The organism is Nonomuraea sp. WAC 01424 (assembly GCF_003947315.1).
In the GTDB taxonomy this organism is placed as follows: domain Bacteria; phylum Actinomycetota; class Actinomycetes; order Streptosporangiales; family Streptosporangiaceae; genus Nonomuraea; species Nonomuraea spiralis.
Window position 1 is genome coordinate 16,134 of the sequence record NZ_QHHZ01000021.1, and the last position, 12,499, is coordinate 28,632.

Sequence of the window (12,499 nt, forward strand, 5' to 3'; positions counted from 1 at the left end):
TGCGCAGGCTGGAGACATACCGTCCGTGATCGGCGGACCGTCCCGGGCATGGCCAAGGACGACGACCAGAACGAGGCCCCCCTCTGCGCAATCCGCACGGGCGCCGACGGCGAACGCATCCACCGGAACGGCGACCGCGAGCGGCGGGCCGCGTGGACGTCGTACGAGTCGCGCGGCGGGACGGGGCGAAAGTGACCGACCGCATCACCTGCCCCGACTGCCAGGGCCGTCGCGGCCTGCGATTCGGCGACCTGTTCTTCGCCTGCCGGTTCTGCGCCGGCCTGGGCCACGTCAGCAGCCGGAACGAGGCCTCCGCGCACGGCGAGCCGCCGGACAGCCCGCCTCCGGCCTGGAAGCACCAGGTGCGGCAGGACAACTGGATCGCCGACGTGCTCGGCTGCCGCATCTGCCTGGGCGCGGGACGGGTGATGCACGTGGACCGGGCGGACGGCACCCTGATGGCCGTACCGTGCCGCCGCCGCGACCGGATGCCTGGCGTTCCCGACCACCCCGCCACCCGCGCCCAGCACTTCTGCTGACCCGGCGAAGGCCCGCACACGAGCGGAGCGGACGCGAAGGGCCGGGGCCTTCTTCGCGTCCGCTCCGCGGGGGTGGGTCGCAGGTCGGGGTCACTTGCGGTTGTAGAGGCGCATGGTCAGGGTGCCGAAGACGGCGATCAGGACGACCGAGGAGATCAGGACCCAGGTCAGCTCGCCCACGTCCGGGGTGCCCGCCATCAGGGAGCGGACGGCCGCCACCAGGCGGGTGATCGGGTTGACGTTGACGAAGACCTGCAGCCAGCCGGGCATCGTCGCCGGGTCGACGTAGACGTTGCTCAGGAAGGTCAGGGGGAACAGGACCAGCATGCTGACCCCCATCACCGACTTCTCGCTCCGCATGAGCAGGCCGAACATCGTCCACACCCAGGAGAAGGCGAAGGAGAACCCGAGCAGCAACACGATCCCGGCCAGTACGCCCGTGACCCCGCCCTGCGGGCGGAAGCCCAGGACCAGGCCCACGGCGAGGATGACCGTCGAGGCCAGGGTGTAGCGGAGGATGTCGCCGAGCAGGTAGCCCACCATGGTCGAGGGACGCCAGATCGGCAGGGTGCGGAACCGGTCGAAGACGCCCTTCTCGATGTCCTTGTTGACCTCGACCCCGGTGTACATGGTGATCATCACGACGCTGCTGACCATGATGCCGGGAAGCAGGAACTGCAGGTAGTCGGTCGGGGAGCCGGCCAGCGCGCCACCGAACAGGTACGTGAACATCAACGTCATCATGAGCGGGAACGCGGTCACGTCGAAGAGCTGCTCGGGCACGTGCTTGATCTTCAGGATGGCCCGCCAGCCGAACGTGACCGACGCCGACCACGCGCTCGGACGAGGCGGCTTCGCCCCGGGGGCCAGGACGGTGCCGAGCACGTCGGCGGCGGGGGAGTAGGTCGTCGCGGTCTCGGTCGTGGTGCTCATGCTGCGGCCTCCTGGTCGGTCGCGGGCTCGGTGGCGGGGTGGTCGGTGAGGGCGAGGAAGACCTCGTCCAGGCTGGGCTGGCCGAGGGAGAAGTCGTCGACGACGATCCCGGCCTCGGCCAGGCGGGCGAGCGCGCGCGAGGCCTGCTCGGCGGCGGCGGCCTCGCGGCCGTGGCCGGTGATGCGGGCGGTGAGCGACACCGGGTCGGCGTCCAGGTAGACGGGCGCGTCGAGGGTCGCGGCCAGCAGCCGTTCGGCCTCGGGGCGGGTGCCGGGGTCGCGCAGCCGTACGTGGACCGAGCCCGAGCCGACCGACGACTTCAGCTCGCCCGGTGTGCCCTCGGCGATGACCTTGCCGTGGTCGATGACCGCGATGCGGCCGGCCAGGCGGTCGGCCTCCTCCAGGTATTGGGTGGTGAGCAGCACGGTGGTGCCGTGGGCGACGACGATGCGCACGATGTCCCAGACCTGGTTGCGGCTGCGCGGGTCGAGGCCGGTCGTCGGCTCGTCGAGGAAGAGCAGGTCAGGGGTGTTGAGGATGCTGGCGGCGATGTCGATGCGCCGCCGCATGCCCCCCGAGTACGTCTTGACCTGCCGCCCCGCGGCCTCGCTCAGCCCGAACGCCTCCAGGAGCTGCGCCGCCCGCTCTCTTGCGGCCGGCTTGCGGTGGCCGAGGAGGCGGCCGAGCAGGATCAGGTTCTCGGCGCCGGTCATCTCCTCGTCCACGGAGGCGTACTGGCCGGTCAGGCTGACGCGGCCGCGCACGGCGTCGGCCTCGCGCACCACGTCGTGCCCGAAGACGGTGGCCTCGCCGCCGTCAGGTCTGAGCAGGGTGGCCAGCATGCGCACGGCGGTGGTCTTGCCGGCGCCGTTGGGGCCGAGCACGCCGTAGACGGTGCCGGCGGGCACCTCCAGGTCGAGGCCGTCCACGGCGCGGTTGTCGCCGAAGACCTTGACCAGGCCGGAGGTCTGAATCGCCAGGTCGGGCATGGGTGTTCCTCTCATGAGCAGTAGGGCTGGGCACGCCGGGCGTCGCGCAACGCCCGGCCCCACCAGGTGAGCTGGTCGAGCAGCGCCGCGACCGCGCGTACGCGGTCGTCGGTGTCGTACGGCTCGCCGCCGCCGACGTCCGCGCCGAGCAGGTCGAGGCCGACGCAGTCGCGCATCGTCACGACGTGCAGGGCGGAGAAGACCGTGCGGAGTTGCTCGACCGCGTAGAGGCCGGAGGACCCCGAGCCGTAGGCCACGAAGCCGACCGGTTTGGCCTGCCACTCGTCGTAGGCGTAGTCGATCGCCTGCTTGAGGGAGGCCGGGAAGCTGCGGTTGTACTCGGGGGTGACGACGGCGAAGGCGTCGGCCTCGCCGATCGCCGCCGTGAAGCTGCGCATCGCGGGGGTGCTCTGCTCGGGGTAGCAGCCGGGGAAGGCGTAGTCGGCCAGGTCGAGGACGTCGACCGCGAGATCGGGCCGGGCGCGCGCCCGGCCGGCGAACCAGCTCGCCACCTTCTCGCCCACCCGCCCGACGCGGGTGCTTCCGATGATCACCGCGAGGCGGAGCGGCACGGAGTGTCCACCGACGGTGTCGTCGCTGCTGGTCATCGTCCGCCTCCCTCGCAGCCGCCCGTTGCGGGCGCTCACCCAGGAGGCGCTAGACGGCCCGCTAGATGAGATCTAGCGGGCCGGGCGTCACGCGGCCGGTCTGAGCACGTAGCCGACGCCGCGCAGGGTGTGGATCATCGGACGGCGGTCCGCGTCGATCTTCCGGCGCAGGTAGGAGATGTACAGCTCGACGATGTTGCCCTGGCCGGCGAAGTCGTAGGCCCACACGCGGTCGAGGATCTGCGCCTTGCTGAGCGCCCGCCCGGGATGGCGCATGAGGACCCGCAGCAGCTCGAACTCGGTCGGGGTCAGCCTGATCTCCTGGCCGGCCCGCCGTACCTCGTGGGTCTCCTGGTCCAGGGTGAGGTCGCCGACGGCGAGCGCGGCACCCGCGTCGCGCAGCAGGCCGCGCAGCCTGATCACGACCTCGTCCACGCTGAACGGCCTGGTCACGTAGTCGTCGGCGCCCGCGCGCAGCCCGGCCGGCCGGTCGCGCAGGGAGTCCAGCGCGGTCAGGAAGAGGATCGGCACGCCGGGCAGCGCGGCCCGCAGCCGGGGCAGGAGCCGGCCGCCGCGCGCGGCGTCCAGGACGATCGCGTCGGGACGGAACCCCCGTACCGCCTTGACCGCCTCGCCGCCGCGCAGGCAGCGCACGTCCCAGCGGCCCGCCGCACGGGAGAGGTGCTCGCCGAGCGGGGGCTCGTCCACGACGAGGACGGCGTACGAGCCGCGCGCGGGTCGGGACGTGACGGCCGGGGCGGCGGTCGGACTGGTCAGAGGCATACCCGTGACGATGCCGGGCGTGCATGAGGTTTGTCTGAGGACCGCTTGTGAATCGGATGTGAGGCCGGTCGAACAGCGGTCAGGGATCAGCTGGAGCCGCTGGAACAGCGGAAGGGCCCGGCTGGGAGCCGGGCCCTTCGCATCCCTTGAAGCGCGATCACCGTGACCCCCGCTACCCGGATCGAAGGGACAATCACCCGAAGGCGAAGGTTCAATGAATAGACCTACACTGCGATTGAGGTCTAAGCTCCCACCATGAGTGGAATTCTGGTGACCGGCGCGACCGGCAACGTGGGCAGGCATGTCATTTCTTCCCTGGCGGAGGCGGGACACGAGGTACGGGCGCTGGTCCGCGACCCGGCCAGGGCGGTGCTCCCGGAAGGAGTCGAGCCCGTACGCGGGGACCTGGCCTCTTTCGACACCGTCGAGCAGGCTTTGCGTGGTGTGGACCGGGTGTACCTGATGTGGCCCGGCATCCCCGTCGATCCCCGCGTGGTGACGACGGTGGCCGAGCGGGCCGAACGGGTGGCGTACCTGTCGGCGGACGTGACCGACCTGGCAGACGACGAGCCGGCCACGATCTACCACCAGGAGATCGAACGGCTGATCAGGAAGTCCGGGACGTCGTGGACGTTCGTCCGGGCCATCGACTTCGCGACCAACACCCTGGCCTGGGCCCCGCAGATCCGGACCGGAGTGGTACGCCTGCCGTACGGCAAGGGCGCCCGGTCGGTGATCCACGAGCGGGACATCGCGGACGTGGCCGCCCACGTGCTGACCACCCCCGGCCACGACGGCGCCAAATACGTGATCACCGGCCCCGAGTCGATCCCCCAGGAGGAGCTGGCGCGGACGATCGGCGAGGCGATCGGCCGCGAGGTGCGCTGGGAGGACCTGCCGCCGGAGATCGCCCGCAAGCAGTTGACGGCGGCCTGGGGAAACCCGGCGTTCGTCGAGGCCAGGCTCAGGGCGTGGGAGTCGTTCACGCACACCCCGGAACGGGTGACCGGCACCGTCGAGGAGTTGCTGGGACGGCCCGCGCGCACGTTCCGCTCGTGGGCGCGCGACCACGCGGCCGACTTCCTCGCCGGCTGAGGGCGGCGCACGCCGGCCGGGATGCACGTTTTGTTGCTGATGGGGAGAAAATGAGCCTCATGGACAGAATTGAAGCTTCTGACCGCGGGCGGGCCCTGGTGATCGGCGGCGGCGGCGTGGCCGGCATCGCCTGGGCGACCGGCGTGCTGGCCGGGCTGGCCGACGAGGGCGTCGACGTACGGGACGCCGACCTGATCGTGGGCACCTCGGCCGGATCGGCGGTCGGCGCCCAGGCGCGCAGCGGCCTGACCACCGAGGAGCTGTTCCAGCGGCAGGTCGATCCCGCGTTGCAGGCCAGGGAGATCCCCGCGGTGTTCGACGTGGCCTCCTTCGCGGGCGCCCTCCAGGAGATCCTGGAGGGCGCTCGAGAGCATGCCGAGCTGCGCCGCCGCATCGGCGCCTGGGCGCTGAAGGCCCCCACGGTCGCCGACGCGGAGCGGCGGGCGGCCGTGGCCTCGCGCCTGCCGGAGACCGGCTGGCCGGTACGCCCCCTCGTGCTGATCGCGGTGGACGCGGAGACCGGCGAGCCGCGCCTGTTCGACGGCGCGTCCGGCGTGGACATCGTGGACGCGGTCGCCGCCAGTTGCGCCGTGCCCGGGATCTGGCCGCCGGTCACCATCGAGGGCCGCCGCTACGTCGATGGCGGCGTGCGTTCCAGCGACAACGCGGACCTGGCCGCGGGCTTCGAGCGGGTCCTGGTGGTGTCGCCGCAACCGCCGGGCGCGCCGGCCTCCCCCTGGCCGTCGCTCGAACAGGAGGTGGCCCAGCTGCGCGGGCAGGGCTCCGCGGTCGAGATCGTCAGCCCGGACGAAGGAGCCGTCGCGGCCATGGGCCCCAACCCGCTCGACCCCTCCGTACGGTCACCGACGGCCCACGCCGGCCGCGACCAGGGCCGGCGCGTGGCCGCCGTCGTCCACAGCCTGTGGACCTAGCCGGCCGCGGCGCGCTCGGCGAGCGGACGGCGGCGCAGGGCCGGATCGACCAGTGCCTGCGGCTGCCACACGTTCGGCTGGTACAGGTCGGTCCCCGGCGGCACGATCTCGTCGATCCGGTCGAGCGCGGTGTCGTCGAGCGTGAGTGAGGCGCCCTTGAGCAGGTCGTCGAGCTGTTCCATCGTGCGCGGCCCGGTGATCACCGAGGTGACCGCCGGGTGCGCCGCGACGAAGGCCACGGCGAGCTGGGGGAGGGTGCAGCCGAGATCGCCGGCGAGCTCGACCAGCTTCTCGACGACGTCGAGCTTGGCGGCGTTCTCCGGGATCGACGGGTCGAAGCGGTGGGGCGTGATCGCGGCCCGGCCGGTGGTCAGGTCGATGGCGCCGCCCTTGCGGTAGCGGCCGGTCAGGAAGCCCGAGGCGAGCGGGCCCCAGGTCAGGACGCCCATGCCGTACTGACGGCACAGGGGCAGCAGGTCCTTCTCGACACCGCGGGCGAGCAGCGAGTACGGCGGCTGCTCGGTCCTGAAGCGGTGCAGCGCCCGCCGCTCGGAGACGTGCTGAGCCTGCGCGATCTCCGCCGTCGGGAACGACGAGCAGCCGAACGCCCGGATCTTGCCCTGGCGCACGAGGTCGGTCAGCGCCGACAACGTCTCCTCGATGTCGGTCGTGTGGTCGGGGCGGTGGATCTGATAGAGGTCGATCCAGTCGGTGCCGAGCCGCCGCAGGCTCTGCTCGACCTCCTTCATGATCCACAGTCGTGAGTTGCCGCTCCTGTTCGGCCCCTCACCCATCTTGAAGTGCACCTTCGTGGCCAGTACGACGTCGTCGCGGCGCCCCTTCAACGCCTTGCCGACGATCTCCTCGGACTCGCCGGCGGAGTACATGTCCGCCGTGTCCACGAAGTTGACGCCCTGGTCGAGGGCCGCGTGGATGATGCGTGCGCAGTCGTCGTGGTCGGGGTTGCCGACGTAACCGAACATCATCGCGCCGAGGCAGTGGACGCTCACCTCGATGCCGGTGCCGCCGAGTATGCGGTAGCGCATGGTCATTCAGCGACTCTAGGACCTGGAGTTCACTCCAGTTCAAGAGCCGCGGCGCTCCGGACGGCCTGAGGGATCCCCGGAAACGGCGCGGGGGAGTTCGCGCCCGGGACCAGCAGGCGTGGCGCGCCGCCGCCGTCCGCCGGGACCGACCAGGTGTCGTTGGTGCCGTCGGGCGTCTGCAGCGCGTACGCGACCGTAAGCTCGTCGAGCCAGACGGCCTGGTCGTCCACGCTGCGCCGCTCGGCCAGCGGCGTGACGCGGCCGGAGGCCAGGTCGAGCACCGACAGCCGCCAGCCCTTGGCCGGGTCGCCGTCCACCGCCGACTTGTAGGCGATCCTGGTGCCGTCCGGGGACAGCGAGGGGCACTCCACGTTGTCGCGCACGGTCCGTACGGTCCGCGCCCCGGCGTCGCCCTCGACCAGGTACCGGTGACCGCCGGTGGACATGGTGGCGTAGAAACGGCGTTCGTCGGCGGCGAAGGTGATCCCCCAGAAGTTCACGTCCGCCCCCCGGTACGGCCGCCCGTCCCGGACGACCGCGAAGTCCTCCAGCGTGTCCACGACCTCGCCCGTCCGCGTGTCGAGCATCCCGGCCCTGGTCGAGAAGCCGGTCGTCGCGTAGGAGTGGCCGTCGACGAACATCGTCCAGGCGACCATGCGGCCGCCCGCCGACACCCGCAGCCGGTTGGGGAAGCCGGTGAGCGGGACCGTCCTGCGGGTGCGCAGGCGGTCGTCCATGACGACCAGGCCGGTGGCGCTGAGCGCGCCGACCGGTCGCAGGCACGCCACTGTCCCGGCCGCCGCGTACACCCGGTCGCAGGCCGTGTCCGTCACCTGGCGCGGCCCTCCCGGATCGGCGGCCGACACCGTGGACAGGCGGCCGTTGGTGAGCACCATCAGCGCGGGGCCGGCGACCGGGGCCGACCTGACGGGCGCGGGCGGGTCCTCGCCGAGCAGCGCGTACCCGGTCGCGGACGCCGCGAGCAACACCGCCGCGCGCGCCGTGACGAGCAGCCGTCCGCGCAGTCCGAGCGTCCTCATCTCAATGCCCTTCAGATCAGGGGCAGGGCGAGCAGGGCCGCCGCCGCCGCGGCCAGGCACGCCGTACCGGTGCCCCACTGCTGCCAGGCGAGCCCGAACAGCACCGACGACCCCAGGTACGCCACCGCCTGCCCGCTCTGCACCAGCGCGATCCCGGTGGCCCGCAGCCCGACGCAGGCCCTTGCCCGCCCGGTCCACCGTGATCGCCAGCCCGATCAGCGGCCCGGACGCCCCGGCCGCGAGCAGCCCGAGCTTGGCCAGCGCCGAGATCAGGTAACCCAGCCCGGCCACGGCCTTGAGCCGGGCGACCCGGTCGGCGACGTAACCGCCGGCCAGCCGCAGCAGCACGGTCGCGCCGGTGTAGACGCCGTCGATCACGCCGTACGCCGCCGGGCTGAACTGCAGCCCGGCGACGAGGTACAGCGGCAGGATCGCGGTCACCATCTCGGACGACACGTCGGTGATCAGGCTGACCGAGCCGAGCGCGAGCACCGTCGCGCCGACCCGGCCCCCGGCGACCCTTCCCCTGTCGAGAGAGGCCAGGTACATGTCAGTGGCAGTTCGTGGTGCCGCTGTCGGCGAACGTCCTGCCCGCTTCGGGCACGAACTGCCAGGTGTAGCTGCTCGCGCTCAGCGTCAGCTTGAGCACGCCGTAGGTGTCGCTGTTGCGCACCTCGCTGTTGGCCAGGATCGTGCCGAAGCCGTAGTGGCTCGCGCCGCCGGTGCCGACCACGAAGTGCCGGATGCCCCTGGCCGTGTCGAGCTGGTTGACCGGGTTGATCGGGGCGAAACGCTCGTACTGGTGGTTGTGGCCGGTCAGGATCAGGTCGGCGCCGGCGTCGTACAGGGCCTGGACGAACGGCGCGACCGAGCTGTTCGGGGCGTGGTTGGCGCCGGAGGTGTAACGCGGGTGGTGCCACATGGCGACCGTGCACGGCCTGCCGCCGGCGGCCAGGTCGGCCTTCAGCCAGGTGACCTGGGCCGAGGTCGAGGAGCAGCTCACGGCCGAGCAGTTGGAGTTGAGCACGATCACGTGCCAGCTCGATTCGAGGTCGTAGGAGTAGTAGCCCTTGCTCGGGTCGCCCGCCGACGAGCCGAAGTAGCCGTAGTAGCCGCTCGCGCCCGAGGTGTTGTAGTCGTGGTTGCCGGGCACCGGACGGGTCCGGGCCTTGTGGCGGCCCCAGGTCGGCCCGTAGTAGGTGGAGAACTCGGCCGCGGTGCCGTTGTCGTAGACATTGTCGCCGAGCGTGAAGACCGTGCCGGGGATGCCGTCCAGCAGCGCGGCGGTGGCGGTGTCGCCGGCCCCCGAGTCGGCGATGTCGCCCGCGCCGACCAGCACGTCGCCGGTGGGCGGCGGCGTGCTGCCGGAGGTCACGACGAGCTGCGGCGCGGTGGCCGTCCCGCTCTCGCGGGCGTCGTAGTCCGCGCCGTCGGCGCTGGCCGAGGTGACCGCGATGCTGTACGTGCCGTTGCCGGTGACGTACGAGGTCACGTCGATCTCGTACCAGGCGCCGGCCGAGACGGCGCCGAGCGAGCCCAGGGTGGCGCCGTCGATCGCGGGCTGGTTGTTCCAGGTCGTGCCGGTCTCGGACCACGTGGTGCTGCTCACGGCGCGGAACAGGCCGCCGTTGTCGCTCTCGGCGCCGCTCACGTCGTCGGTGTGGACGCGGAGCCTGGCCGAGCCGACCGGCCCGGAGACCCCGGACACGGTGAACCTCAGGAACATGCGCTTGGCCGGGGAGTTGTCCACGCCGAGCTGCCCTGAGGTGCCGTAGTTGGTGCCGGTCACGCTGCCGTCCACGTACGTGTCGGCGACGGGCTGGAACGTGGAGGTGGCGGCCTGCGCGGCCACCTCGGGGAACGTCATGGCCGCGAAGACGAGGACGGCCGTGGTGAGTGCGGTGACGGGTCTGCGCCTGAACATCGCCTGCTCCTCATACGCCTGCTGGGGCCCCCGGACGATAGATCGCCCCGGTGAGCACCCGCGGAGCGGCAGGAGTCGGGAAGGTGAACGACAGGCGGGCCGCGCTCACCCGGGCAGCGTGTCCCGTACGGCCTGCTCGGTGCGCCCGATCACGGCGTGACCGTCGTCGGCGGTGATGATCGGCCGCTGGATCAGGATCGGGTGCGCGGCCAGCGCGTCGATCCAGCGCTCGCGGGCCTGCGGGTCGCGCGGCCAGGAGCCGAGGCCCAGCTCGGCCGCGATCGGCTCGCCCGTACGCGTGATGTCCCACGGCTCCAGCCCGAGCCGGGCGAGGACGGCCCGCAGCTCGTCCGCCGACGGTGGGTCGTCCAGGTAGCGGCGGACCGTGTAGTCGGCCGCCTCGGCGTCGAGGATCGACAGGGCCGAGCGGCACTTGGAGCAGTCGGGGTTGATCCAGATTTCCATGACGCCGAGGCTCTCACGCCCACCCGCCCGGCGGTGGGGGCTCGGGTTATCATCGTGATCATCCTGGCCGGGTACCACCGCGCGTCACCGAGCCGAAAGGGCCGCCATGTCCGTGGAGACCAGCAGGCGAGAGAGCACCGAGGTCGTCGTCATCGGAGCCGGTCCGGCCGGCCTCACCCTGGCCAACCTGCTCCGGCAGGCCGGCGTCGGATGCGTGGTGCTGGAACGGCAGAGCCGCCCGTACGTCGAGCAGCGCCAGCGCGCCGGGATCCTCGACCACCGCGGCGCCGGCGTCTTCGAGTCGTGGGGCCTGGCCGACGTCGTCCTGGCGGGCATGCCACAGGAGACCAAGGTCGAGTTCCGCGTCGACGGCGAGCAGCGATTCCTCGACGTCCCCACGCTCACCGAGGGCAGGCTCGGCCGTCTCGTGCCGCAGCAGGTGCTCGTCGGCAGGCTGCTCGCGCACTACCTGGAAACCGGCGGCGACCTGCGGTTCGAGGCGGCCGAGGTGACCCCGCGCGGCGTCGGGGGGCCGTCGCCGACGGTCACCTACCGCGACGCCGACGGGATCACCCACGAGATCGCCTGCTCCTACGTCGCCGGCTGCGACGGCCACCACGGCGTCAGCCGCGTCAGCGTGCCCGAGCACGCCCTGACCACCTACTCCTACGACCACGGCATCGGCTGGCTGACGATCCTCGCCGACGCCCCGCCGCCGCGCTACCCGCTCATGGCGATCACCACCCACGGGTTCGCCGCCCACTTCCCGCGCGGCCCCCGGGCCAGCCGCTTCTACCTCCAGTGCGCCCCCGCCGACACCGCCGCCGACTGGCCCGACGAGCGGATCTGGACCCAGTTGCGGCTGCGCCTGGCCGACGGCGACCTGCCCGGCGGCCCGATCGGCGAGAAGGTGTTCGTCGAGATGCGCAGCCACGTCGTCGATCCCATGCACTACGGCCGGCTCTTCCTCGTCGGCGACGCCGCCCACATCATCACCCCCATGGGCGGCAAGGGCATGAACCTGGCGGTCGCCGACGCCGACGTGCTGGCCCACGCGCTGCGGGCCGCCGTACGCGACGGGGACGAGGAGCCGCTGGCCGCCTACTCCGCCACCTGCCTCGAACGGGTGTGGAACCACCAGGAGTTCTCCCGCTGGATGACCGAGATGACCCACGAGGCCGGTGACGAGACGCTGGCCGGGCCGTTCCGCCGGCGGCTGGCCAGGGCGCGGTTCGACCGGCTGTTCACCTCGGGCCCGGCCGCCCGCGCCTTCGGCGACCTGATGGCGGGCGGCTGAGAGTTGACTTGAACCGCAGTTCAAGTCGCACCATCGTGGTCATGAGAATTCACCACCTGAACTGCGGTTCCGTACGGACGATCGAAGCCACCTACGACGGCCCGTCGGCCGCCCCCGCGGTGAACCACTGCCTGCTGGTGGAGACCCCGGCCGACGGCCTGGTGCTGATCGAGACCGGGCTCGGGCTCGGCGACGTACGCGACCCGGCCGGCACGCTCGACGCCGACTGGGTGCGATTCGTCGAACCCGCGCTCGCCGAGGAGGAGACGGCGGTGCGCCAGATCGCCCGGCTGGGATACCGGCCGGCGGACGTGCGGCACGTCATCGTCACCCACCTCGACGTCGACCACAGCGGCGGCCTGCCGGACTTCCCCGGCGCGCGGGTGCATCTGCTGGCCGCCGAGCTTGAGGCAGCGCTGGCCGGGCCGCCGAGCTCCCGCTACCGCCCGGCCCACTGGGCGCACGGCCCCGACTGGGTCACCTACACGCCGCAGCAGCCGAACGACGACTGGTTCGGCTTCACCTCGATCGAGCTCGACGGCCTGCCCGAGGACATCAGGCTGGTGCCGCTCGGCGGGCACACCGCCGGACACACCGGCGTCGCCGTCAGGGAAGGAGAACACTGGCTCCTGCACTGCGGCGACGCCTACTACTACCACCGGGAGCTCCAGCCGGACCCGCATCCCCACCCGCTGATGGACGTCGTGCAGACCCGCTCGGAGGTCCATCACGACCTGCGGCTCGGCACCCAGGCCCGGCTACGGGAGCTGGTACGCGACCACGGCGACCAGGTGAGCGTCTTCTCGGCCCACGACCCGTGGGAACTGGCCGCCGCGACGGCGAAGTGA

Annotated in this window: 14 protein-coding genes; 6 read left to right on the forward strand and 8 right to left on the reverse strand. The window is 72.1% G+C overall.

The window, feature by feature from the left end:
• Window positions 1-48: 48 nt before the first annotated feature.
• On the forward strand, window positions 49-195 hold the full coding sequence (locus DMB42_RS53775) for a hypothetical protein (RefSeq protein ID WP_185845171.1): 147 nt from the start codon (window positions 49-51) through the stop codon (window positions 193-195).
• Window positions 192-539, forward strand: coding sequence for a hypothetical protein (locus DMB42_RS43375; RefSeq protein ID WP_125645405.1), 348 nt, complete (start codon window positions 192-194; stop codon window positions 537-539). The genes DMB42_RS53775 and DMB42_RS43375 overlap by 4 nt, the downstream gene beginning before the upstream one ends.
• 90 nt (window positions 540-629) lie before the next feature.
• Here DMB42_RS43375 and DMB42_RS43380 read toward each other — a convergent pair whose 3' ends face one another.
• The 4 genes from DMB42_RS43380 to DMB42_RS43395 form a co-directional block, all read right to left on the reverse strand.
• Window positions 630-1,472, reverse strand: a complete 843-nt coding sequence (locus DMB42_RS43380; RefSeq protein ID WP_125645407.1) for an ABC transporter permease — start codon at window positions 1,470-1,472, stop codon at window positions 630-632.
• Window positions 1,469-2,461 carry an ATP-binding cassette domain-containing protein gene (locus DMB42_RS43385; protein ID WP_125645409.1) on the reverse strand — a complete coding sequence of 331 codons (993 nt, stop codon included), beginning with the start codon at window positions 2,459-2,461 and terminating at the stop codon, window positions 1,469-1,471. Before DMB42_RS43385 ends, DMB42_RS43380 begins: the two co-directional genes overlap by 4 nt.
• A gap of 11 nt (window positions 2,462-2,472) precedes the next feature.
• Window positions 2,473-3,069 carry an NADPH-dependent FMN reductase gene (locus DMB42_RS43390; protein WP_125645411.1) on the reverse strand — a complete coding sequence of 199 codons (597 nt, stop codon included), beginning with the start codon at window positions 3,067-3,069 and terminating at the stop codon, window positions 2,473-2,475.
• A gap of 87 nt (window positions 3,070-3,156) precedes the next feature.
• Window positions 3,157-3,852 carry a response regulator transcription factor gene (locus DMB42_RS43395; protein ID WP_125645413.1) on the reverse strand — a complete coding sequence of 232 codons (696 nt, stop codon included), beginning with the start codon at window positions 3,850-3,852 and terminating at the stop codon, window positions 3,157-3,159.
• A gap of 255 nt (window positions 3,853-4,107) precedes the next feature.
• On the opposite strand from DMB42_RS43395, the gene DMB42_RS43400 reads away from it, so the two are divergent.
• Entirely contained in the window at window positions 4,108-4,947 is an 840-nt protein-coding gene (locus tag DMB42_RS43400) for an NAD(P)H-binding protein (RefSeq protein WP_125645415.1), read from the forward strand.
• Between the two features lie 59 nt (window positions 4,948-5,006).
• Window positions 5,007-5,879, forward strand: a complete 873-nt coding sequence (locus DMB42_RS43405; protein ID WP_125645417.1) for a patatin-like phospholipase family protein — start codon at window positions 5,007-5,009, stop codon at window positions 5,877-5,879.
• Here the strand turns inward: DMB42_RS43405 and DMB42_RS43410 are convergent.
• The 4 genes from DMB42_RS43410 to DMB42_RS43430 form a co-directional block, all read right to left on the reverse strand.
• Window positions 5,876-6,931: an aldo/keto reductase gene (locus DMB42_RS43410; RefSeq protein WP_312024803.1), complete on the reverse strand. Its 1,056-nt coding sequence runs from the start codon at window positions 6,929-6,931 to the stop codon at window positions 5,876-5,878. The two genes, DMB42_RS43405 and DMB42_RS43410, sit on opposite strands and share 4 nt — an antisense overlap.
• Window positions 6,932-6,954: 23 nt before the next feature.
• Window positions 6,955-8,514 carry a hypothetical protein gene (locus DMB42_RS55585; protein WP_260478294.1) on the reverse strand — a complete coding sequence of 520 codons (1,560 nt, stop codon included), beginning with the start codon at window positions 8,512-8,514 and terminating at the stop codon, window positions 6,955-6,957.
• Between the two features lies 1 nt (window position 8,515).
• On the reverse strand, window positions 8,516-9,889 hold the full coding sequence (locus tag DMB42_RS43425; RefSeq protein WP_221762628.1) for a DNRLRE domain-containing protein: 1,374 nt from the start codon (window positions 9,887-9,889) through the stop codon (window positions 8,516-8,518).
• 105 nt (window positions 9,890-9,994) lie between these two features.
• Entirely contained in the window at window positions 9,995-10,354 is a 360-nt protein-coding gene (locus tag DMB42_RS43430; RefSeq protein WP_125645419.1) for an arsenate reductase family protein, read from the reverse strand.
• A 106-nt stretch (window positions 10,355-10,460) separates the two neighbouring features.
• Between DMB42_RS43430 and DMB42_RS43435 the strand changes: the two genes are divergently transcribed.
• Entirely contained in the window at window positions 10,461-11,651 is a 1,191-nt protein-coding gene (locus DMB42_RS43435; protein WP_125645421.1) for a 4-hydroxybenzoate 3-monooxygenase, read from the forward strand.
• Window positions 11,652-11,692: 41 nt separating this feature from the next.
• Window positions 11,693-12,499 carry an MBL fold metallo-hydrolase gene (locus DMB42_RS43440; protein WP_125645423.1) on the forward strand — a complete coding sequence of 269 codons (807 nt, stop codon included), beginning with the start codon at window positions 11,693-11,695 and terminating at the stop codon, window positions 12,497-12,499.